The sequence below is a fragment of the Agromyces sp. CF514 genome (assembly GCF_900113185.1).
Taxonomy (GTDB): domain Bacteria; phylum Actinomycetota; class Actinomycetes; order Actinomycetales; family Microbacteriaceae; genus Agromyces.
On record NZ_FOZD01000003.1, the window covers coordinates 55,046 to 75,440 of the forward strand.

At 71.7% G+C, this 20,395-nt stretch carries 22 protein-coding genes; 15 read left to right on the plus strand and 7 right to left on the minus strand.

Features of this window, described 5'->3' with window-relative positions:
- The first annotated feature begins 84 nt into the window (after positions 1–84).
- The 5 genes from BM342_RS18340 (at position 85) to BM342_RS18360 (ending at position 5,047) form a co-directional block, all read left to right on the plus strand.
- On the plus strand, positions 85–1,083 hold the full coding sequence (locus tag BM342_RS18340; protein WP_255368949.1) for a TIGR03557 family F420-dependent LLM class oxidoreductase: 999 nt from the start codon (positions 85–87) through the stop codon (positions 1,081–1,083).
- Entirely contained in the window at positions 1,080–2,030 is a 951-nt protein-coding gene (locus BM342_RS18345; protein ID WP_092968974.1) for a coenzyme F420-0:L-glutamate ligase, read from the plus strand. The genes BM342_RS18340 and BM342_RS18345 overlap by 4 nt, the downstream gene beginning before the upstream one ends.
- A complete protein-coding gene (gene cofC, locus BM342_RS18350) occupies positions 2,024–2,839 on the plus strand; it encodes a 2-phospho-L-lactate guanylyltransferase (protein WP_143109936.1) in 816 nt (271 codons plus the stop codon). Before BM342_RS18345 ends, cofC begins: the two co-directional genes overlap by 7 nt.
- Complete coding sequence (fgd, locus tag BM342_RS18355) at positions 2,836–3,870, plus strand: glucose-6-phosphate dehydrogenase (coenzyme-F420) (protein WP_092968976.1); 1,035 nt, start codon at positions 2,836–2,838, stop codon at positions 3,868–3,870. The genes cofC and fgd overlap by 4 nt, the downstream gene beginning before the upstream one ends.
- A gap of 259 nt (positions 3,871–4,129) precedes the next feature.
- Positions 4,130–5,047, plus strand: a complete 918-nt coding sequence (locus BM342_RS18360; protein WP_092968978.1) for an NAD(P)-dependent oxidoreductase — start codon at positions 4,130–4,132, stop codon at positions 5,045–5,047.
- 27 nt (positions 5,048–5,074) lie between these two features.
- Here BM342_RS18360 and BM342_RS18365 read toward each other — a convergent pair whose 3' ends face one another.
- From BM342_RS18365 to BM342_RS18375, 3 genes are all read right to left on the minus strand, one after another.
- Complete coding sequence (locus tag BM342_RS18365) at positions 5,075–5,902, minus strand: ABC transporter ATP-binding protein (protein WP_092968980.1); 828 nt, start codon at positions 5,900–5,902, stop codon at positions 5,075–5,077.
- Positions 5,899–6,885: a putative F420-0 ABC transporter permease subunit gene (locus BM342_RS18370; RefSeq protein WP_369823204.1), complete on the minus strand. Its 987-nt coding sequence runs from the start codon at positions 6,883–6,885 to the stop codon at positions 5,899–5,901. Before BM342_RS18370 ends, BM342_RS18365 begins: the two co-directional genes overlap by 4 nt.
- 182 nt (positions 6,886–7,067) lie before the next feature.
- On the minus strand, positions 7,068–8,111 hold the full coding sequence (locus tag BM342_RS18375; protein WP_092968983.1) for a putative F420-0 ABC transporter substrate-binding protein: 1,044 nt from the start codon (positions 8,109–8,111) through the stop codon (positions 7,068–7,070).
- A gap of 209 nt (positions 8,112–8,320) precedes the next feature.
- On the opposite strand from BM342_RS18375, the gene BM342_RS18380 reads away from it, so the two are divergent.
- The 8 genes from BM342_RS18380 (at position 8,321) to BM342_RS20040 (ending at position 15,169) form a co-directional block, all read left to right on the plus strand.
- Positions 8,321–9,298 (plus strand): alpha/beta hydrolase, encoded by a 978-nt coding sequence (locus BM342_RS18380; protein WP_092968985.1) that lies wholly within the window; start codon positions 8,321–8,323, stop codon positions 9,296–9,298.
- The gene (locus BM342_RS18385; RefSeq protein WP_092968987.1) at positions 9,295–10,707 is read left to right on the plus strand and encodes a dihydroorotase; all 1,413 of its coding nucleotides are present in this window, start codon (positions 9,295–9,297) and stop codon (positions 10,705–10,707) included. The genes BM342_RS18380 and BM342_RS18385 overlap by 4 nt, the downstream gene beginning before the upstream one ends.
- 2 nt (positions 10,708–10,709) lie before the next feature.
- Positions 10,710–11,708 (plus strand): LLM class flavin-dependent oxidoreductase, encoded by a 999-nt coding sequence (locus BM342_RS18390; protein ID WP_092968989.1) that lies wholly within the window; start codon positions 10,710–10,712, stop codon positions 11,706–11,708.
- Between the two features lie 119 nt (positions 11,709–11,827).
- Positions 11,828–12,670 (plus strand): ABC transporter ATP-binding protein, encoded by an 843-nt coding sequence (locus BM342_RS18395; protein ID WP_092969469.1) that lies wholly within the window; start codon positions 11,828–11,830, stop codon positions 12,668–12,670.
- Positions 12,667–13,503 (plus strand): ABC transporter permease, encoded by an 837-nt coding sequence (locus BM342_RS18400; RefSeq protein WP_092968991.1) that lies wholly within the window; start codon positions 12,667–12,669, stop codon positions 13,501–13,503. Before BM342_RS18395 ends, BM342_RS18400 begins: the two co-directional genes overlap by 4 nt.
- A complete protein-coding gene (locus BM342_RS18405; RefSeq protein WP_092969472.1) occupies positions 13,500–14,363 on the plus strand; it encodes an ABC transporter permease in 864 nt (287 codons plus the stop codon). The genes BM342_RS18400 and BM342_RS18405 overlap by 4 nt, the downstream gene beginning before the upstream one ends.
- Positions 14,363–14,839 carry a RidA family protein gene (locus BM342_RS18410; RefSeq protein WP_092968993.1) on the plus strand — a complete coding sequence of 159 codons (477 nt, stop codon included), beginning with the start codon at positions 14,363–14,365 and terminating at the stop codon, positions 14,837–14,839. The genes BM342_RS18405 and BM342_RS18410 overlap by 1 nt, the downstream gene beginning before the upstream one ends.
- A 186-nt stretch (positions 14,840–15,025) precedes the next feature.
- Positions 15,026–15,169: a hypothetical protein gene (locus BM342_RS20040; protein ID WP_170298558.1), complete on the plus strand. Its 144-nt coding sequence runs from the start codon at positions 15,026–15,028 to the stop codon at positions 15,167–15,169.
- Positions 15,170–15,241: 72 nt separating this feature from the next.
- Here BM342_RS20040 and BM342_RS18415 read toward each other — a convergent pair whose 3' ends face one another.
- From BM342_RS18415 to BM342_RS18425, 3 genes are read right to left on the minus strand one after another with little or no spacing between them, the layout of a single operon-like run.
- Positions 15,242–15,631 (minus strand): VOC family protein, encoded by a 390-nt coding sequence (locus BM342_RS18415; protein WP_092968995.1) that lies wholly within the window; start codon positions 15,629–15,631, stop codon positions 15,242–15,244.
- Positions 15,628–15,909: an ArsR/SmtB family transcription factor gene (locus BM342_RS18420; protein ID WP_092968997.1), complete on the minus strand. Its 282-nt coding sequence runs from the start codon at positions 15,907–15,909 to the stop codon at positions 15,628–15,630. Before BM342_RS18420 ends, BM342_RS18415 begins: the two co-directional genes overlap by 4 nt.
- 55 nt (positions 15,910–15,964) lie before the next feature.
- Positions 15,965–16,807, minus strand: coding sequence for a helix-turn-helix transcriptional regulator (locus BM342_RS18425; RefSeq protein WP_092968999.1), 843 nt, complete (start codon positions 16,805–16,807; stop codon positions 15,965–15,967).
- A 144-nt stretch (positions 16,808–16,951) separates the two neighbouring features.
- Between BM342_RS18425 and BM342_RS18430 the strand changes: the two genes are divergently transcribed.
- The gene (locus tag BM342_RS18430) at positions 16,952–17,896 is read left to right on the plus strand and encodes an SDR family oxidoreductase (RefSeq protein ID WP_092969001.1); all 945 of its coding nucleotides are present in this window, start codon (positions 16,952–16,954) and stop codon (positions 17,894–17,896) included.
- 84 nt (positions 17,897–17,980) lie between these two features.
- Here the strand turns inward: BM342_RS18430 and BM342_RS18435 are convergent, their stop codons facing one another.
- Positions 17,981–19,063, minus strand: coding sequence for an ABC transporter substrate-binding protein (locus BM342_RS18435; protein WP_092969003.1), 1,083 nt, complete (start codon positions 19,061–19,063; stop codon positions 17,981–17,983).
- Between the two features lie 299 nt (positions 19,064–19,362).
- On the opposite strand from BM342_RS18435, the gene BM342_RS18440 reads away from it, so the two are divergent.
- Positions 19,363–20,367, plus strand: a complete 1,005-nt coding sequence (locus BM342_RS18440; protein ID WP_092969005.1) for an alcohol dehydrogenase catalytic domain-containing protein — start codon at positions 19,363–19,365, stop codon at positions 20,365–20,367.
- Positions 20,368–20,395: the final 28 nt, after the last annotated feature.

The following is a 20,395-nucleotide window of genomic DNA, read 5'->3' on the forward strand; positions in this document are numbered from 1 at the left end:
TGTCGGGCAGCCGACGACCTGAACGGGCCCGCCGAATCTCCGAATGCGTGCCACGGCCCCGCACGGGAGCGGGAGGATGGAGGGGTGTCAGTGCACATCGGATACGCCGCCATGCTCGAGCAGTTCCCGCCCGCCGAGGCGGTGGCGCTCGCCGCGCTCGCCGAGCAGCACGGCTTCACGGGCGTCATGGCCTCCGACCACTTCCAGCCGTGGCTGCCGCAGCAGGGCGAGTCCTCGTTCGTCTGGAGCGTGCTCGCCGCGCTCGGCGAGCGCACGACCGGCGACCTCGGGCCCGGCGTGACCACGCCGACCTACCGGTGGCACCCGGCCATGGTCGCGCAGGCCAGCGCGACGCTCGCGTCGATGTACCCCGGTCGGCACTGGCTGGGCATCGGCTCCGGCGAGGCGGTCAACGAGCACATCGTCGGCGAGTACTGGCCCGAGGCGCACGAGCGCATCAACCGCATGTTCGAGGCGATCGAGCTCATCAAGAAGCTCTTCAGCGCCTCGATCGCCGGGCGCGAGGTGCGCCACGCAGGGCCCCACTTCAAGCTCGAGACCACGCGGCTCTGGACCATGCCGCCGGTCGCGCCCGAGATCTTCGTCGCGACCCAGGGCCCCGTGACGGCGAAGCGCGCCGGCCGGCAGGTCGACGGCATCATCACGACGGGCGCCGACGACGAGCGCCTGCGCGTACTGCTCGCGAAGTTCGACGAGGGTGCCCGCGAGGGCGGGCGCGACCGCTCGAAGCTCACGCGGGTGCTGCAGCTGCACCTCTCGTGGGCGCCGACCGACGAAGAGGCGATGGCGAACGCGCTGCGCGAGTGGCCCATCGCGGGCATGCGCTTCGCTCGCGGAGACATCCGCTCGCCCTTCGAGTTCGAGCAGCTGGCGCGCTCGGTGCGGCCCGAGGACTTCACCGGCCGGCTCACGGTGTCGAGCGACCCAGACGTGCACCGTGCGCACATCCAGCGGCTGATCGACCTGGGGTTCGACCGCATCTACCTGCACAACGTGGGGCGCAACCAGCGCGAGTGGCTCGAGGTCTTCGGGCGCGACGTGCTGCCGAGGCTCGTGCGATGAGCACTGCGTTCGCGACCTCGCCGCCCGCCGAGCGCGGGTTCGATCGGGTGACGGATGCCGCGGCCATCGCGGTGCGCGCCCTCGCCGGCCTCGGCGAGATCCGCCCGGGCGACGACCTCGTCGACCTCATCGCGCGTGCCGCCGCCGACGCCGGCGGGCTGCGCGACGGCGACATCGTCGTGGTGACCTCGAAGATCGTGTCGAAGGCCGAGGGGCGTATCGTCGCCGCGGCCGACCGCGAGCAGGCCATCACCGACGAGACCGTGCGCGTCGTCGCGACGCGGGCGCACCCGGGCGGCACCACGCGCATCGTCGAGAACCGCCAGGGCATGGTCGCGGCCGCGGCGGGCGTCGACGCGTCGAACACGCCCGAGGGCACGGTGCTGCTGCTGCCCGTCGACCCCGACGCGTCGGCGCAGGCGCTCGCAGTCGGGCTGCGGTCGCGCACCGGCCGGAGCGTCGGCGTGATCCTCTCCGACACGCTCGGCCGCCCGTGGCGCGAGGGCCAGACCGACGTCGCGATCGGTGCAGCCGGCGTGCACGTGGTCGACGACCTGCGCGGCGGCACCGATGCGGCGGGGCGCACCCTGACCGTCACCATGGCCTGCCTCGCCGACGAGCTCGCCGGGGCGGGCGACCTCGTCAAGGGCAAGGCGAGCGGATGTCCCGTGGCGATCGTCTCGGGCCTCGCCCGCGCGGTCGGCGCGCTCGACCTGCCCGGCGCGGCGTCGATCGCGCGCCCGTCCGACCGCGACATGTTCCGGCTCGGCACCGACGAGGCGATCGAGCTCGGGCGCCGCGACGGACACGAGGCGGGGTTCGCCCGCGGACGCGCGGTCGGGCATGCCGAGGGGTTCGCCTCCGGCTATGCCGAAGGCGTCGCGGCGGCCCGTGCCGAAGCGCTGGCCGCGCGGGCCCGGCTCCAGACGGAGGCGACCACATGCTGACCTACGACGTCGTCGTGCCGGTGAAGCTCCTCGCCGAGGCCAAGACGCGCCTCGCGCCCTCGCTCGACCGCGCCGCGCGCGCCGACCTCGCGCGGGCGTTCGTGCTCGACACGATCGACGCGGCGCTCGCCGCCGAACGCGTGAACCGCGTGATCGTCGTCGGCGACCTCAGCGGCCACGTCGACGAGGTGCCGAACGGCGTGGTCGTCGTCGCCGAGCCCGAGCCGCGCTCGCTCACCGCCGCGATCCGACACGGCATCACCGAGGCCAGGCGGCTCGCCACCGCCGAACGTGCACCGGCAGCTCCTCCAGCTGCCACCGCCGACCATGATCCGGCCGTGGTGCCCGGCAACGGACGCGCTCCGCGCAGCCACCGCGGCATCGCCGTGCTGCTCGGCGACCTGCCGGCGCTGACCCCGCAGGCGCTCGATGCCGCGCTCGGCGCCGCGTCGCGGCATCCGCTCGCCTTCATGCCCGATGCCGAGGGCACCGGAACGACCCTCGCGGCCGCCGCCGCGCACACGCGGTTCGAACCCGCGTTCGGCGCGGACTCGGCGCTGCTGCACCGCACCCTCGGATTCCACGACCTCTCGCACGAGGTGCCCGCACCGCTCGCCGAGCCCATGCGGCGCGATGTGGACACCATCGCGGCGCTCGACGCGGCCGTTCATCTCGGCGTCGGGGCGCACACCGCGGCTGCCCTCGCCGCACGCGAGCCGGCCGCACGCGACGAGCCGTCACCCGCGTCCGAACCCGACGCCCGCGCGTCATCACGCCCCACCGACTCCACCAGAAAGGGAGCAGCATGACCCTCACCCTCGGATACAAGGCCAGCGCCGAGCAGTTCGACCCGCGCGAGCTCGTCGAGATCGCGGTCGCCGCCGAAGCGCACGGCATGGAGTCGGTGTTCACGAGCGACCACTTCCAGCCGTGGCGCCACACGGGCGGCCACGCGCCGTTCTCGCTCGCGTGGATCGCCGCAGTGGGCGAGCGCACCTCGAAGATCCGCATCGGCACCTCGGTGCTCACGCCGACGTTCCGCTACAACCCGGCCGTGCTCGCACAGGCGTTCGCGACCATGGGCGTGCTCTACCCGGGGCGGGTCATCCTCGGCGTCGGCTCGGGCGAGGCGCTCAACGAGATCGCCACGGGCTTCCAGGGCGCGGGCGATCAGGAGTGGCCCGAGTTCCGCGAGCGCTACGCGCGCCTGCGCGAGTCGGTGCGGCTCATGCGCTCGCTCTGGAACGACGACGGACAGGTGAGCTTCGACGGCGAGTACTACTCGACGCACGACGCCTCGATCTACGACCGTCCCGACGGGGGCGTGCCGATCTACATCGCCGCGGGCGGGCCGCAGGTCGCCAAGTACGCCGGACGCGCCGGCGACGGCTTCATCTGCACCTCCGGCAAGGGCGCCGAGCTCTACGCCGACCAGCTCATGCCCGCCGTGCGAGAGGGCCTCGAGGCCCGCGCCGACGGCCGCACGTTCGACGAGTACGACCGCATGATCGAGATCAAGCTCTCGTACGAGGAGGACCTCGACACGGCGCTCGACAACACCCGGTTCTGGTCGCCCCTGTCGCTCTCGAAGGAGCAGAAGCACGACATCACCGACCCCGTCGAGATGGAGCGCGCCGCCGACGCCCTGCCGATCGAGACGATCGCCAAGCGCTGGATCGTCGGCACCGACCCCGACGAGGTGGTCGAGCAGATCGGCCAGTACATGGACTGGGGCTTCAACCACCTCGTGTTCCACGCGCCCGGCCACGACCAGCGCCGGTTCCTCGAGCTGTTCGAGCGCGACCTCGCTCCGCGACTGCGCGCCCGCGCCGCGAAGTAGCGGCCGGCCGCTCGCCCGCACCGACCCAGGGCGCCCCGATTCGACGATCGGGGCGCCCTGTCGTGTGCGCGTGGCGAACCGGTCGCCCCCCGCGTCCGGCATTCGCCGAATGTCGGACGCCGGCGGCGACACGCCGTGCCGGAGCCCGAGCAGCCGGCGCGTCGCGCGCGACATCCGACGAACGATGCGCGCGCCGCAGGCGTACCGTTGGAGGTGCGGCACCGATGCCGGGCCGCCGCGCCGACATCGAGGAGGGGCCATGGCCGTCATCGGATGGATCGGACTCGGGCACATGGGCGGGCCCATGGCGGCCCACCTGGTCGCGGCCGGGCACGAGGTGCGCGGCTTCGACCTCGACGAGGCGGCGTGCCTGGTCGCGGCCGAGCGCGGGGTGCAGGTGTGCGAGAGCATCGCCGACGCCGTCTCGGGCGCGGACGCCGTGTTCACGTCGCTGCCGGGCAACGACCACGTGCGCGCGGTCTACGCGGCGACCGGCGGCGTGTGGGCCACTGCACCGTCGCAAGCGCTGCTGCTCGACACCTCGACGGTCGACGTCGACACCTCGCGGTGGTGCCACGCCGAGTCGGCCGCGCACGGATTCGCGTTCGTGGACTCCCCCATCTCGGGCGGCATCGCCGGGGCCGAGCGCGGGTCGCTGACCTTCATGCTCGGCGGCGATCCCGACGCCGTGGCGGCGGCCCGCCCGCTCGTGGAACCCATGGCTGCGCACGTCTTCGACCTCGGCGGTCCGACCCTCGGCATCGCGGCGAAGCTCGCCAACAACCTCATGCTCTTCGTCTCGCTCGTGGGCGTCGCCGAGGGGGCCGCGCTCGCGGCGTCGCTCGGGCTCGACCCGGTGAGGTTCCACGAGGTCGCGTCGGCCTCTTCGGGTGACTCCTGGCCGCTCCGCACCTGGTATCCGGCCCCCGGCGTGGTCGAGACGAGTCCCGCGAACCGCAGCTTCGACGCGACCTTCTCGGCGGCGCTCGCCGAGAAGGACCTCTCGTTCGCGGTCGCGGCGGGCGAGGCATCCGGTCTGCACACCCCGGCGGCCGAGCTCGCGCTCGAGCAGTTCCGCCGGCTCGCGTCGGAGGGGTATGCGGGCAAGGACGCCAGCCTGGTCGCGAAGTACCCGCCCGCCGACGGCACGGTGCCCGGGTTCGACCCCGAGGGCTGAGCAGGCCCGGCGCGGCAGCCCGGAGGGTCAGCGGCTCTCGCCGGCCTCCGACGCGAGACGCTCCGCCGCTCGTGACGCCACCGCGGGCGACGCGACCGCGATGAGTGGGCGTCCCGTGAGCGGGTGCGTGAGCACCTCTGCCCGCACGCCGTAGACGTCGTGCACGAGTTCCGAGGTCAGCACCTCGGTGGGCGGCCCGGCCGTGACCACCCTTCCGCCGGCGAGCACGACGACGTGGTCGGCGTAGGCGGCGGCGTGCGAGAGGTCGTGCAGGGCGGCGACGACCGTGAGCCCGTCGCGCGCGAGCCCGGCGAGCAGGTCGAGGGCGACGAACTGCGAGCCGAGGTCGAGGTGGTTCGTCGGCTCGTCGGCGAGCAGCAGGGTCGGCTCCTGGGCGATGGCCCGCGCCAGCGTGACGCGCTGCCGTTCCCCGCCCGAGAGTGAGTCGAGGTGTCGGCCGGCGAACTCCGCAGCGCCGACCGCGGCGAGAGCGGCGTCGATGACCGCACGGTCATGCGCCCCGGCGACACCGAACGCGCCGAGATGCGGCGTGCGCCCGAGGGCGACGGATGCCTCGACCGTCAGCCGTCCGTCGATCTCGGCCTGCTGCTCGGCGAGGGCGACGACCTTCGCGCGCTCGCGCCGTCGCATGCCGTCGAGGGATCTGCCGTCGAGTCGCAGTTCGCCGTCACGTGCGCGCTCGACGGCCGCGATGAGGTGCAGGAGCGTCGACTTGCCGGCGCCGTTCGGTCCGACCAGTGCGGTCAGCGCGCCGTGGGGCAGCGTCGCGTCGACGCCATCGATGATCGTGCGTCCGGCGCGGTCGAAGCGCACGCGCGACAGGTCGAGGGTCATGCCGTCCTCCTCGTGCGAAGCAGCAGCCAGGCGAAGACCGGGCCGCCGATCAGGGCGGTGATGATGCCGACCGGCAGTTCGCGCGGGTCGAACAGGGTGCGGGCCGCGGTGTCGGCCCACACGAGGAAGATCGCGCCCGCGAGTGCCGAGAGCGGCAGCAGTGCGCGGTGCCCGGGGCCGGTCACGAGTCGCACGGCGTGGGGGAGCACGAGCCCGACGAAGCCGATCGACCCGCTGACCGCGACGAGCGCGCCCGTGAGCAGGGCCGTGCCGCCGAGCAGCAGCACGCGCGAGCGGGCGACGTGCACGCCGAGCGCGGCCGCGCCCGCCTCGCCGATCGCGAAGGCGTCGAGCGTGCGGGCACTCGCCAGTAGCGGCAGGCCGACGACGACGAGCGCGACGCCGCTGATCGCGACCGAGCCCCAGTCGGTGCCGGCGAGGGAGCCGAGCAGCCAGTTGAGGATCTCGCGGTAGCTGTCGCCCGTCGCGCTCCAGAAGATGACGAGGCTCGTGATCGCGCCGAACACGCTCGACACGGCGATGCCGGCGAGCACCGTGGTGGTGGGGTCGAGCCGGGCGCCGCGGCCCGAGCGCGCGGAGGCCGCCATGGCCAGGCCGAGCGTCGCGACCAGCGCCGCGAGCGCGCCGGCGAACGCCGCCAGCGGCAGCAGCAGCCCGACGCCGAGCACGATGACGACGACCGCACCGACCGAGGCGCCGGACGAGAGTCCGAGCAGGTACGGGTCGGCGAGCGTGTTGCGGGTCACGGCCTGCATGACCGCGCCGCAGAGCGCGAGCCCGGCGCCGACCACCGCGGCCGTGAGCACGCGCGGCATCCGAAGCTCCCAGACGATGCCGTCGCGGATCGTCGAGAGCGTCGGCTCGCCGAACCCGAGGTGCGCGGCGATGCTCGCGAACACGTCGGTCGGCGCGATCGGCGCCGGACCGATGGTGACCGCGACGATGACGGATGCCGCGAGCACCGCCGCGAGCAGCAGGCCCCAGGCGAGCGCGCGCCCGCCCCTCGCCGGTCGAGTAGGGAGCGCAGCGAGCGTATCGAGACCAGCCGGGGCCTCTGGCGGGGTCGGGTCTCGATACGGCGCTGGCGCGCCTACTCGACCGGCGGGGCTCGCCGCCGCGCTCGCTCCTCGACTGGCGGAGCCCATCAGAACCCCAGGGCTCCGAGCTGCTCGACGGTCGAGGCGACCGCGCCGACGTTGCGCACGCCTGCCTCGGTCGACGGGAAGTCGAGCACGACGTACCGCTTCTGCTGCACGGCGGGCAGGGTGGCGGTGGCGGGGTTCGCCTCGAGCTGGGCGATCTTCTGGTCGGCGGTGTTCCATGCGGCGTCGACGAGCACGATGACGTCGGGGTTCGCGTCGACGATGGCCTCCCAGCTCATCGAGGTCCAGGTGTCGTGCACGTCCTTCGCGACGTTGTCGAGGCCCGCGGCCCCCATGATCATCTGCGGTGCGCCGATGCCGGCTCCCACGTAGGGCGTCTCGTCGCCCGAGCTGTACCAGAGGGCCGTGAGCCCCTCGTCGTTCGGCTCGATCGCGTCGAGCGCGGCCCGCTGGTCGGCGACCAGGTCGGCTGCGGCATCCGGAACCCCGAAGAGGTCGCCGGCCTCGCCGAACTCGCGGAACACCTCGTCGAACGTGAGCGGGTCGGGCATGTAGCCCTCGGCCTTGCACGCGGCCGGGGCGACGTAGGTCGCGACGCCGAGCTTCGCGAGGTCGCTGCGCTCGCCCGCGCCCTCGGCCGACAGGTTCGACTCCCAGCCGGCGAAGACGAGGTCGGGCTCGAGCGCGAGCGTCGCCTCCTGCGAGGGCACCTTGTCGGAGACGACCTCGATGCCGGATGCCGCGTCGGCGTACTCGTCGGGCACCGGGCCGTCGCTGAAGGCCGAGCCGATCACGCGGTCGGCGAGGCCGAGCGCGAGCATGAGCTCGAGCGTCGACGACTTGATGGTGAGCACGCGCTCGGGGGCGGCTTCGAGCGTGACCTCGGTGCCGCAGTTGTCGACGGTGATCGGGTAGGCGGATGCCGCGGCCTCGGCCGAGGGGTCGGCGCCGCCGGTCGAGGCGGCGGTCGGGGCGGCGCAGCCGGCGAGCAGGAGCGCTGCGGCCGGGATCGCGAGTGCGGCGGCGAGGCGAGCGGGGCGCGCGGCGGGGCGCGCGGCCAGGGGGTGACGGCGGGAGATGGGCATGGTTCCTCCGGGAAAGGTCTGGTGCGGACTTCGACAGATGTCGACGACTCACGGCCCAATCCCGGGCCATCACGACCGATCAGCCTGATCGGCGGTCGGGTTCATCCTACGGCGGGTGCCGATTCGGAATCAATACTGGATTCTGGATCCAGAATACGCAAAGATGACTCTGCACCGCTGCTTCGCCGATCCGAGAGGACCCGCACCACATGATCACCACGAACGTCGAGTTCATCAGCGAGGGCGATCGCCTCGCCGCGATCTGGCGAACGCCCGAGACCCCCGGTCCGTACCGCGCGATCGTGCAGGGCCCCGGCTGGCTCGGCCTGAAGGACGCCAAGCTCTACGTGCGCTACCACGAGGCGCTCGTCGCCGCCGGGTTCGCCGTGCTCGTCTTCGACTACCGCGGCTTCGGCGACTCCGAGGGCGACCGCGGCATCCTCTCGCCCGCACGCCAGCTGCAGGACCTCGTGAACGCGGTCACCTACCTGACCACGCGCGACGACGTGGTCGCCGACGCGATCGGCGTCTTCGGCACGGGCGGCACCGGTGGCGGCAACGCGGTGCTGCTCGCCGACGCCGACCCGCGCGTCAAGGCGGCCGTCAGCCAGGTGCCCGTCGCCGACGGCACCGATTGGCTGCACCGCATGCGCCAGGAGCACGAGTGGCTCGCCTTCCTCGCGAGCCTCGACGAGGACCGCAGGCTGCGCGTGACCACCGGTGCCGGCCGGCTCGTGCACCCCCGCGAGGAGATCATGGTGCCGACGCCCGAGCGCCGCGCCACCACGATCAAGGCCGACGTCGACGACCGCATCCCGAGCGCGATCCCGCTCTCGTGCGCCGAGGAGATCCTCGCGTACAAGCCCATCGCGGCCGCCGAGCGACTGACCACCCCGCTGCTCGTCATCGGCGTCGAGGGCGACGCGACCACGCCGACCGACCACGCCGAGGCGCTCTACGCCGCGGCGAAGGGCCCGAAGCAGCTCGTCATGCAGCGGCACACCACCCACTACGCGGCCTACGACCGGTACTGGACCGAGACCACCCCGCTGATCGTCGACTGGCTCGACCGCTACGTGCGCCCGAGCGACGTCGAGGTCCGCACCACCCGCTCGCCCCGATCGGGCGAGCTCACCGAACGCCTGGAGGCACCCGTGAAGGCAGCACTCGAGGAGGCCGTGCGATGAGCATCGACCTCAGGATCAGCGGCGGCACCGTCGTCACCCCGAGCGGCCCGGTCGCCGGCGACCTGCTCGTGCACGGCGGAAAGGTCGCGGGTGTCGTCGCACGTGACGTCGCCGTCGACGCCGAGCGCACGATCGACGCGTCGGGCCGGCTCGTGCTGCCCGGCATGGTCGACGTGCACGTGCACACCCGAGAGCCCGGCTACGAGCACAAGGACGACATCCTCACGACCTCGCGGCAGGCCGCCGCGGGCGGCGTCACGACCATGTTCGGCATGCCGAACCTGAAGCCGCCGACCGTCGACGTCGAGACCCTCACCGACGTGTTCGACCGTTACACCTCGAGCTCGATCGTCGACTGGAACCACAACCCGGCGCCCACGAAGTTCGACGAGATCGTGCCCATGGCCGAGATGGGCATCAACGCCTTCAAGATCTACATGGTCGTCGACACGGGCCGCGACTACCCGCACCCGTCGGGCACCGGCATCCACGACCACGGCCACCTGCTCGAGATCATGGACCGCATCGCCCCCACCGGCAAGCGGTTCATCGTGCACCCGCACGACCAGAAGCTCATGGACTACATCGAGGGCGCGGTGCTCGCCAGCGGCGACAACACGCCCGAGGGCTACGCGTCCGCGTACGCGGCCCGCGAGGGCGTCATCTGGGACACGGCGATCGACGTCGTGCTGCGCCTGGCCGAGGCATCCGGATGCCCCGTGCACATCGCGCACATCCAGACGCGCCGCTCGATCGAGGCCGTGCGCCGGGCCAAGGCCAACGGCGTCGACGTGACGTGCGAGGTCAACCACTGGGCGCCGTTCCTCTCCACCTGGGAGGACGTGCAGACCCTCGGCCCCTACGCGCTGTCGTACTGGGTTCCCGACGAGAACCGCCTCGCGATCTGGGAGGGCATGCGCGACGGCACCATCGACGTCGCGAGCTCCGACCACGCGCCGCACACGCGCGAGGAGAAGGAGATCGGCTGGACCCAGATGTGGAGCGCCCACACGGGCACCCCCGGCATCCAGTACTACTACGAGCTCATGCTCGACGCCGTGAACCGCGGCGAGCTCGAGCTCGAGCGCGTCGTCGAGATGGTCGCAGAGGTGCCCGCCGACAAGTTCGGCCTCGCGGGCGTCAAGGGCTCGCTCGAGGTCGGTGCCGACGCCGACATCGTGATCGCCGACATGGCGCACGAATGGACCATCACCGACGACGACGTGCTGTCGAAGATCGGCTGGACCCCCTACAACGGCCGCACGATCAGCGCGCGCATCGAGCGCACGCTCGTGCGCGGCCACGACGTGTACGCCGACGGCGTCGTCGTCGGCGAGCCCGGATTCGGGAAGCTCGCGGCCGCTCCGGCCGCACGAACGGCCGAACTGGCCGCAACAGAAGGGAAGTGACCATGAAATTCGGTCTGCTGCTGCCGCACTTCGGCGAAGAGGCGAGCAAGGAGAAGCTCCTCGAGGGCTCCCAGCTCGCCGAGAAGATGGGCTTCGACTCGGTCTGGGTCCGCGACCACCTGGTCTTCGAGCCGCACGGCGAGATGGAGAAGCCGAACCGCACCTTCTACGACGCGCTCACCACGCTCACCGCGATCGGCGCCGTCACCGAGAAGCTCGAGCTCGGCACCGGGTCGCTCATCCCGTTCCGCCACCCGCTCGTGACCGCGCTCATGGCCGGCACGATCACCCAGCTCGTCGGACCGCGCCTGATCCTGGGCTTCGGCGCGGGCACCTTCGACCACGAGTTCGAGGCGGTCGGCTGGGGCGACATGAACCGCGTCGAGGCCGTGCGCTCGAACGCCGAGATCCTGAAGCGCGTGTTCACCGAGAACGACGTCACCTACGACGACGGCATCTTCTCGTTCGAGAACGTGACGATCGAGCCGAAGCCCGTCGGCGGCCCGGTGCCGTTCTGGTACTGCGGTGCGACCCCCGCCTCGGCCCGCCTCGCGGCCGAGTACGCCGACGGCTGGATGCCCGGCCGCATCTCGCTGAAGACCATGGAGAAGCGCATCGCGACCATGCGCGACATGACGGATGCCTCGGGCCGCCCGATGCCGACCATCGCCGTCATTCCGCCCACCTCGATCGAGGAGACCCGTGAAGAGGCGCTGAAGCACGTGAACATCCCCGGGCTGCTCGCCTGGGCGAACAAGGCGCGGTTCACGGTCAAGCCCGAGTCGGGCAGCTTCCAGACCGTCGAGGACCTCGAGGGCCAGCTCATCGTCGGCAGCCCCGACGAGGCCGTCGAGGAGATCCGCAAGTTCGAGGCCATCGGCACCGAGCACCTCGTGTTCGACTTCCGGTTCAAGTTCGACCGGTTCTTCGAGCAGATCGAGCTGCTCGGCACCGAGGTGCTGCCGAAGCTGCGCGAGCACGCGGCCGTTCCCGTCGGCTGAGCGACCATGGGTCGGGGAGCGCCGATGCCTCGCGCCGACGCTCCCCGGCCGCCCAGGGGCTTCGCACCCCGACCGCCGAGACCCGTACCGAGACCGATGTGGAGAGACAGGACATGACGATGACGACGACCGCCGCCGGATCCGAACCGGCCGAGCCCGCGGCATCCGCCCCGCTCATCTCGGTGCGCGACCTGACGGTGAGCTACCACGTGGCACGCACCGGGGCGACCCTGACTGCGGTCGAGGGCGTGGACCTCGACGTGCACGAGGGCGAGTTCGTGACCGTGCTCGGCCCGTCGGGCTGCGGCAAGACGACCGTGATGAACGTCATCGCCGGACTCGTGAAGCCCACGTCGGGCGAGGTGCTCGTCGACGGGCGGCCCGTGACCGGCCCCGGCCCGGATCGGGCGGTGGTCTTCCAGGACTACGCGCTGCTTCCGTGGCGCACGGTCTTCGACAACGTGAAGTTCGGCCTCGAGATGCAGAAGCGCCTGAAGGGCGACGGATGGCGCGAGCGCGTGCAGGAGGCGATCGAGCTGGTCGGGCTGCGGGGCTTCGAGTCGTCGTACCCGAAGGAGCTCTCGGGCGGCATGCAGCAGCGGGTGGGCCTGGCGCGGGCGATCGTCGCAGAGCCGAAGATCCTGCTCATGGACGAGCCGCTCGGCGCGGTCGACGCGCTCACCCGCGAGGTCATGCGCGACGAGATCGAGAAGCTCATCGCGGCGACCGGCAAGACCGTGCTCTTCATCACGCACTCGATCGAGGAGGCGATCCTGCTCGGCGACCGCATCGTCGTGTTCAAGAGCCATCCGGGCGCGATCAAGGAGGTCATCGAGACGGGGCTCGCGCGCCCGCGCTCCGAGCGCAGCGTGCAGTCCGACCCGCGATTCCTCGAGCTGCGCGACCACCTGTGGGACGCGCTGCAGGCCGAGGCCGAGGCCGCTGCGGTGGGCGGCTCATGAGCGTGCTCTTCGCGAGCGGCGGCCCGCGCGCCGGCCGCGGCGGGGTCGCGGAATGGCTCGGCGGGCTCTCGACGGGCGGCAAGGCCGTGGTCATCGCCGTCGAGGTCTTCGTCGTGCTGCTCGTCTGGCAGCTCGTCGTCGGCTACTGGGGGCTCATCAACCCCGTGTTCTTCCCGCCGCCGCTGGCGATCGCGCAGGGGTTCGCCGAGATCGTGGCCAACGGCACGCTCGTCGCGAACGCGGCGGTCTCGCTGCAGGCGTGGCTCACGGGATTCACGATCGCGGTGATCGTCGGCATTCCGGTGGGCCTGCTCATGGGCGCCTCGCTGCCGGTCGACAAGGTCGTGGGGCCGATCGCGTGGACCATCTACGCGACGCCCGCCATCGCCTACCAGCCGCTCGCGAAGGCCTGGTTCGGCTTCGGCATCGGCCCCGTGATCTTCCTCGTCGTGATCAGCGCGCTGTTCCCGATCATGCTGAACATCGCGGCGGGCATGCGCACGACGAGCCCCTCGCTGCTGCGGGCGGCTCGCGTCTACGGCGGGTCGCAGGTCGACCTGTATCGCCGCGTGTTCCTGCCGTCGACCGTGCCGTTCCTCTTCGCAGGCCTCCGGCAGGCGGTCGTGCTCGCGACGATCGGCATGGTCGTGGCCGAGCTGTCGGGCTCGTCGAGCGGCATGGGCGCGCTCATCATCAGGGCCGCCAACACCTATCAGACCGACCAGGCGTTCGCCGCGATCGGCGTCGTCGTGTGCTGGAGCGTCGGCATGACGGGCGTCGTGACGCTCGTCGAGCGCTGGGTCGCACCGTGGACGAGGAAGGCACGACGATGACCGCGACCGTCTCGATCGAGGCGCTGAACGCGCCCGCCCCGCGCCGCCGCGGACCGGGCTCACCCGACGGTCGCGGCCTTCGCGGCCCGAGCAAGTGGACCTGGCTGCTGCTCGGCGTGATCGCCGCGATCCTGCTGGTCTGGGAGGCTGTGGTCTCGTGGCTGCATCTCGTGCCCGAGGCGTTCCTGCCGCCGCCCACCGCGGTCTTCGCCGCGTTCCTGCAGCTGCTCGTCGACCCCGAGTTCTGGCAGGCGTTCGCGTTCAGCATGCAGAACCTGCTCATCGGGCTCGTGCTCGCGGTGGTCGTCGGCGTGGTCGTCGGTCTCGCCGTCGGCTGGTCGCCGGTACTGCGTTTCACCGTCGCGCCGTTCCTCTGGCTGCTCTACTCGACTCCCAAGGTCGCGCTCGCGCCGCTCTTCATCCTCGTGCTGGGGCTCGGCAACGAGTCGAAGATCGCGCTGGTGTTCCTGCTCGCGGTGTTCCCGATCATCCTCAACACCATGGAGGGCGCGGTCACCGTGCAGGCCTCGCTCGTGAACGCGGGCCGGGTCTACGGCGTGAACGGGGTCGCGCTCGGGTGGAAGGTGATCCTGCCGTCGACGCTGCCGTACATCCTCGCGGGCATCCAGCGCGGTGCCGCGCTCGGCTTCACGGGCGAGGTGCTGGGCGAGTTCCTCGGCGGAACCGGCGGCCTCGGCCACATGCTCGAGTTCGCCGCCTACCAGTTCCAGATGGACGAGGCGATCGCCATGGTGATCGTCATGGTCATCATCGCGAACCTCACGCTCGCGCTCATCTCGGTGCTGCGCAAGAGGCTCGCGCCCTGGTACGACGACCGGCAGATCATGGGCCGCAGCTGATGGGCGCGTCGGTGAGCGGGTCGGTGGGCGAGCCGACGAGCGAGCGGATGCCGCGGCGCGAGGTCGTCACGCCGGCAGGCGTCTACCCGCCGACCGCCGACTTCAGCCAGGCGATCCGGGTCACGGCGGGTGACCTCGTGTTCGTGAGCGGCATCATCGGCATGCGCCCCGACGGCACGATGCCGACGACCGCGCGCGAGCAGATCGAGCTCGCCTTCGAGAATCTCGTCGCGGTGCTCAGGGCGGCGGATGCCTCGCCCGACGACGTGGTGAAGGTGAACGTCTTCATCGGCGAGGAGTTCGCCCTCGTGCGCGACGACCTGCGCGAGATCCGTGCACGGCACTTCACGCACGACTTCCCGGTGTCGACGCTCGTGCAGGTCGCCGGGTTCGCCTCGCCCGCGTACCGCTTCGAGATCGAGGCGATCGCGGCGCCCCCGTCGCGTACGCCCCGGCCGGGGTCGTCGCTCGAGTAGCGACGAAGTACCCCACCCGCCGGTCGAGGAGCGACGAAGGAGCGTATCGAGACCTGCCCACCAGAGACCGCCGGCCCCCGCGTCATGCGCGACAGCGGGGGCCGGCTTCCTGCGTGCGCGTGCAGCATCACCCCGTAGGGTTGCGCGCACGGGGCCGTCCGAGCTCCCGATCAAAGGTCGTCACACATGTCCGACAAGTCCCCGAAGAAGTCCGCATCGAAGACCGCGGCCACCCGCACGCTCAAGGAGAAGCGGGCCGACAAGAAGACGAAGGCAGCCGGCCGTTCCTCCGGCAGCGACATCACCGAGGCGACGCACCGCAAGAAGTAACGCAGATCTCCCGAGAGCCCCCGCCGGAATCACCCCGACGGGGGCTCTTCGCGGCCGGGGCGCCGACAGCGCTCAGCCCGTGAACTGCGCCAGCTGGAGCAGATTGCCGCAGGTGTCGTCGAGCACGGCGATGATCACCGGACCCAGGTCGGTCGGCGGTTGGGTGAAGGAGACGCCGAGGGCGGTCAGGCGCTCGTACTCGGCCCGCACGTCGTCGACGCCGAGCACGCAGTACGGGATGCCGTCGGCGACGAGTGCGTCGACGAACGGCGCGACCGCCGGGTGGCCCTTCGGCTCGAGCGAGAGCTGCGTGCCATCGGGGCGGCCGGACTCGACGACCGTGAGCCAGCGGTGCTCGCCCATCGGGATGTCGGCGGCGATGTCGAAGCCGAGCCTGGTCGTGTAGAAGTCGGCGGCGCGTTGCTGGTCGTCGACGAAGATGCTGACGGTCTGCAGTTTCACGGGTCTGCCTTTCGTTGGGGCCACCGTGCGGAGATCTGCGCCAGTGGCGTGGTGTCGATCGTGTGCAGCTTGTAGCGGCCTCGCCGCTCGGTGCGCACCAGGCCGGCCTGCTCGAGCACGTCGAGGTGCTGCGACACGGCCTGACGCGTCGGGGTGAGTCCGTGCTTCATCGCGAGCTTCGAGCAGAGCTCGAACAGGGTCTGCTCGTCGCGTTCGAGGAGTTCGTCGAGCAGCAGGCGCCTGGTCTCGTCTGCGATCGCCTTGAACACGTCGGTCACGCCATCACCATAGGCAAGTATTGACTTGCCTGTCAAGGATCCGCGGACGCGGGGCTCAGCGCAGGGCCTGCGCGCCGAGCACCGAGAGCAGTTGCAGCTTCTCGGCGCTCTCGCTGCCCGGGACCGCGGTGTAGACGAGCAGGGCGTGCGACTCGACCGGGTCCACGAGCGACTGGCACGACACCTCGAGTGCGCCGAGCTCGGGGTGGATGAAGTGCTTCACCTCGGTCGGGCGGATGCCGACCTCGTGCAGCTCCCACACGGTGCGGAACTCGACGCTCTCGGCGAGGAGCAGTTCGACGAGTCGCGCCGCCCGCGAATCGGGTCCGCGGAGCGTCACGACCTCGCGCAGGCCCGAGGCGAACACGCGGCCGAGGCGGTCGTGGTCGGCCGGGTCGTAGCGCCGACGGGTCGCGGGATCGGCGAACCAGCGGTAGCCGATGCTGCGCGCCGGTCCGGTCAGGCCCGTGAGGTCGCCGCTGAGCGCGACGCCCAACGGCGTCTGCCGGAGCGTCTCACCCAGCTCGGTCACGATCTCCGCCGGTGTGTCCTGGAGCCGGTCGAAGATGCGGAGCAGGCCGGGGCCGATGTGGTCGCCGCTCGCGCCGCGTGGCGGCGGCTGGTGCCCGGCGAGGCGGAAGAGATGGTCGCGCTCGTCGAGCGAGAGGTGCAGGCCCTGGGCGATCGAGGCGATCATGCCCTCGGACGGCTGGGGTCCGCGCTCCTGTTCGAGCCGGGAGTAGTAGTCGGTGGACATGTGCGCGAGCGCCGCGACCTCTTCGCGCCGCAGTCCGCTCGTGCGACGACGCTGACCGCGCGGGAGCCCCACGTCATCGGGTTGGAGTGCCTCCCGACGGCGTCGGAGGAAGCCCGCCAGTCCGGCCCGGTCGATCTCCATGCCGCATCCTTCGATGCGCGGTTCCTGTCTACCGCGGATGCCGCGCCGCATCCACGGATCGCCGATCCGTGGATCGACCGTGCCTGAATGCCGACGGCGCACCCGGTGAGACTGGACGGCGTCATCCGACGACAGGAGAACCCCATGGCCCGCAGGACACCGGACACCACCGTTCCCGACCTCACCGGCCGGCGAGCCGTCGTCACCGGCGCGAGCGACGGCATCGGACTCGGCTTGGCCCGCAGGCTGGCGGCTGCGGGTGCCGACGTTCTGCTGCCCGTGCGCAACGAGGCCAAGGGCGAGGCCGCGCTCGCCGCGATCCGTCACGAGACGCCCGAGGCGAAGGTGTCGCTCAGGTCCCTGGACCTCTCCTCGCTCGCGTCGGTGGCGGCGCTCGGCGCCGAGTTGCGCGCCGAGGGGCGGCCGATCGACATCCTGATCAACAACGCCGGCGTCATGACCCCGCCCGATCGGCAGATGACGGCCGACGGGTTCGAGCTGCAGTTCGGCACCAACCACCTCGGCCACTTCGCGCTCGTCGCGGGGCTGCTCCCGCTGCTGCGCGCCGGCCGCGCGAGGGTGACCTCGCAGGTCAGCATCGCGGCGAACAGCGGCCGCATCAACTGGGGCGACCTGAACTGGGAACGCTCGTACGACGGCATGGCCGCCTACAGCCAGTCGAAGATCGCGTTCGGGCTCTTCGGCCTCGAGCTCGACCGCCGCAGTTGCGCCGAAGGGTGGGGCATCTCGAGCAACCTGTCCCATCCGGGCATCGCCCCGACGAACCTGCTCGCCGCGCGGTCGGAGCTCGGTCGCGACCAGGAGGTGTCCGGACGGCGGATCATCCGCGTGCTGTCGAGCCGCGGCATCCTGCTCGGCACGGTCGAGAGCGCGATGCTGCCCGCGCTCCGGGCGGCGACCTCGCCCGATGCGGCGGGCGGCAGCTTCACCGGGCCGCGCGGCCTCGGCCACCTCGGCGGCGCGCCCGGTCCGCAGAAGCTCTACTCGCGCCTGCGCAGCGAGGAGGAGGCGGCACGGGTCTGGCAGGTCTCGGAGGAGCTCACGGGCGTCCGGGTGCCGGCGGCTTGACGGCCGACCGCGGCATCCGTCGTACGACGAAGCCCCCGCCGGCATGCGCTCCGGCGGGGGCTTCGATCATCGGATCGGGCTCGATCAGGGGTAGGGCAGCGTCTCGGGTCCGGCGTTGTCGATGCCGAGCAGCTCCTGCGCCTTCTCGAGGTAGACGAGCTGCGACGCGTCGAACTCGATGGGCTCGAGCGACTGCGTCTCGATCGTGGTGTCCCACGCGTCGGCGTCGAAGTACAGGTTCGAGCAGGCGAGGTGCCCGTCGAGCACCCAGGGGCTCTCGCTGTCGCGCAGCGCCGAGACGTCGAAGTCGTTGGCCTCGTAGATGTCGAGCACCGAGTCGACGTTCTCGGGGAACTCGCCGGGAGCCGGTGCGGTCATGTAGTCGGTCGCCTTGAGCGTCGCCCGCAGGAACCGCACGAGCGTGTTCGGGTTCTCGGCGACCCAGCCGCTGCCGGCCACCTGCACGTCGTTCGCCCAGTTGCGCAGCGACTCGACGATGACGTTCGCCCCGTGCTCCTCGAGCGCGGGCAGGTCGTCGGCGTAGAACGGCTGCATCGAGATGCGGTCGTTCACGAAGAACTCGGTCCACGACTCGGAGCCGGGCCCCGGGTAGACGACCTCGGTCTGCACCGTGTCGAGGTCCCAGCCCTCCTCCTTCAGCACGAGCTTGCGCTGGAACTCGGCAGGGTCGCCCGGCGTGCCGGCGAGCACGATCGACGTGCCCTCGAGGTCCTCGACCTTCGTGATGCCCTGCTGGGCGGCGAAGTCGAAGTTCTGGCGGCAATAGTGCCCGCCGACCAGGTCGACCTCGACACCGCCCCGGATCGCCTCGATGACGGTGCCGGTCGACTCGACGCCGATGTCGGCGCTGCCGCTCGCGACGGCGGCGGTGACGTTGTCGGCGGTGATGACCTCGACCGTGAGGCCCTCCTCGTCGTAGTAGCCGAGGTCGGTCGCGAGCACGTACATCGAGTACATCGTGATGTCGGGGAAGGGGATGGCCACCGTGATCTCGGTGTCCTCGGCTGGGCCGGGCTCGCCGTCGCCGAGCGTGACGGGCTCGGCTTCGGCCGTGCCGCCGTCGGTCGCCGCGCATCCGGCGAGCAGCGTGAGTGCTGCAAGGCCGGCGGCCGCGATCAGGCCGTGTCGTCGAATGGATCTGCGCATGACTCTCCGTTCTCAAGGGGTGGCTCGAACAGGGCCTGCCGCAGAGTGCGGGGCCTCGTGCGAATTGACGGATACCGTATCCAAAATCCGGTCGACTGTCTACGGATCGGGCCGAAGCCGATGGTTACGGTTGGATTGCGGGGCCACTCGGGCGATTGCGGGGGTCAGTCGCAAGGGTCGGGCCGGGGAGATCGGATGTCGGCGCCGACGGCGAAACGGTGGACACCTCGTCGCAAATTGGATACGGTATCCAGAAATCACGACATCGAACGTCGTGACTGAAGCGGGAGCGAGGGCGGATGCGAGCGGCACGACTGCAGACCAACGGCCTCGCGGGCCTGCACGTCGCCGACGTGCAGCGCCCGACTCCCGAGCCGGGCGAGGTGCTCATCGCCGTCGAGGCCGTGAGCCTCAACCAGCTCGACCTCAACGTCATCGCCGGGCACGGTCCGGGACGCGCTGCACGCCTGCCGCGCGTGCTCGGCCTCGACCCCGCGGGGGTCGTCGTCGAGCTCGGCGAGGGCGTGGACGCCGGTCGTCTCGGCCAGCCGGTCGTGGCGAAGCCGAACATCCCCTGCGGCGACTGCGTGCACTGCGCGCTCGGCCACGAGGCCGACTGCCCGTCGCAGACCGTGCTCGGGGTGCACCGCGACGGGGGAGCGGCCGAGTTCGTCGTCGTGCCCGCCCGCAACGCGTTCGACCGGCACGGCCTCGACGCGGCGACCGCGAGCGCGACCGTGCACAGCCTGCCGATCGTCGTCAACGCGTTCGATGCCGCCGCCGTCACCGCCGCCGACCGCGTGCTCGTCACGGGCGCGGGCGGCACGCTCGGGCACGCGGCCGTCGCCTACGCCAGGTTCCTGGGCGCGACGGTCGTGGCCGCGTCGCGCAGCGAACTCCCCCGCATCGACGGGGTCGAGCCGATCGTCGCCGCCGATGCAGGCGAGCTCGGCGAGCGCCTCGCGGAGGCCGAGCCGTTCGACGTCGCGATCGACGTGAGCGGCCACGGCGCCACGATCGCCGCGGGCGTCGCCGCCCTCGGCTGGGGCGGGCGAGCCGTGTTCTGCTCCGCCTCCGTCGACGCGCGCCTCGAACTCGACGCTCGCGACCTGTACCTGAAGCGCAAGCAGCTGCGCGGCGTCGCGAGCGCCGACTACGAGCACGTGCGCCGCGCACTGCGGCACGTGCAGAACGGCACGATCGCGCCGATCATCGGCTCGCGGCATCCGCTCGACGACATCGTCGGCGCGTACCGCGGCTTCGGCGCCTCGCCGAGGGGCAAGGTGGTCATCGATGTGGTGTGACGCCCGCCCCGCCCGTGCACGAGCCAGA

What these genes read in the sequence shown, in the direction of transcription:
- BM342_RS18345 (WP_092968974.1), top strand. Translation starts at nt 1,080, where the DNA reads ATGAGCACTGCGTTCGCGACCTCGCCGCCCGCCGAGCGCGGGTTCGAT.
- cofC (WP_143109936.1), top strand. Translation starts at nt 2,024, where the DNA reads ATGCTGACCTACGACGTCGTCGTGCCGGTGAAGCTCCTCGCCGAGGCC.
- fgd (WP_092968976.1), top strand. Translation starts at nt 2,836, where the DNA reads ATGACCCTCACCCTCGGATACAAGGCCAGCGCCGAGCAGTTCGACCCG.
- BM342_RS18360 (WP_092968978.1), top strand. Translation starts at nt 4,130, where the DNA reads ATGGCCGTCATCGGATGGATCGGACTCGGGCACATGGGCGGGCCCATG.
- BM342_RS18365 (WP_092968980.1), bottom strand. Translation starts at nt 5,902, where the DNA reads ATGACCCTCGACCTGTCGCGCGTGCGCTTCGACCGCGCCGGACGCACG.
- BM342_RS18375 (WP_092968983.1), bottom strand. Translation starts at nt 8,111, where the DNA reads ATGCCCATCTCCCGCCGTCACCCCCTGGCCGCGCGCCCCGCCGCGCGC.
- BM342_RS18380 (WP_092968985.1), top strand. Translation starts at nt 8,321, where the DNA reads ATGATCACCACGAACGTCGAGTTCATCAGCGAGGGCGATCGCCTCGCC.
- BM342_RS18385 (WP_092968987.1), top strand. Translation starts at nt 9,295, where the DNA reads ATGAGCATCGACCTCAGGATCAGCGGCGGCACCGTCGTCACCCCGAGC.
- BM342_RS18390 (WP_092968989.1), top strand. Translation starts at nt 10,710, where the DNA reads ATGAAATTCGGTCTGCTGCTGCCGCACTTCGGCGAAGAGGCGAGCAAG.
- BM342_RS18395 (WP_092969469.1), top strand. Translation starts at nt 11,828, where the DNA reads ATGACGACGACCGCCGCCGGATCCGAACCGGCCGAGCCCGCGGCATCC.
- BM342_RS18400 (WP_092968991.1), top strand. Translation starts at nt 12,667, where the DNA reads ATGAGCGTGCTCTTCGCGAGCGGCGGCCCGCGCGCCGGCCGCGGCGGG.
- BM342_RS18405 (WP_092969472.1), top strand. Translation starts at nt 13,500, where the DNA reads ATGACCGCGACCGTCTCGATCGAGGCGCTGAACGCGCCCGCCCCGCGC.
- BM342_RS18410 (WP_092968993.1), top strand. Translation starts at nt 14,363, where the DNA reads ATGGGCGCGTCGGTGAGCGGGTCGGTGGGCGAGCCGACGAGCGAGCGG.
- BM342_RS20040 (WP_170298558.1), top strand. Translation starts at nt 15,026, where the DNA reads ATGTCCGACAAGTCCCCGAAGAAGTCCGCATCGAAGACCGCGGCCACC.
- BM342_RS18425 (WP_092968999.1), bottom strand. Translation starts at nt 16,807, where the DNA reads ATGGAGATCGACCGGGCCGGACTGGCGGGCTTCCTCCGACGCCGTCGG.
- BM342_RS18430 (WP_092969001.1), top strand. Translation starts at nt 16,952, where the DNA reads ATGGCCCGCAGGACACCGGACACCACCGTTCCCGACCTCACCGGCCGG.
- BM342_RS18435 (WP_092969003.1), bottom strand. Translation starts at nt 19,063, where the DNA reads ATGCGCAGATCCATTCGACGACACGGCCTGATCGCGGCCGCCGGCCTT.
- BM342_RS18440 (WP_092969005.1), top strand. Translation starts at nt 19,363, where the DNA reads ATGCGAGCGGCACGACTGCAGACCAACGGCCTCGCGGGCCTGCACGTC.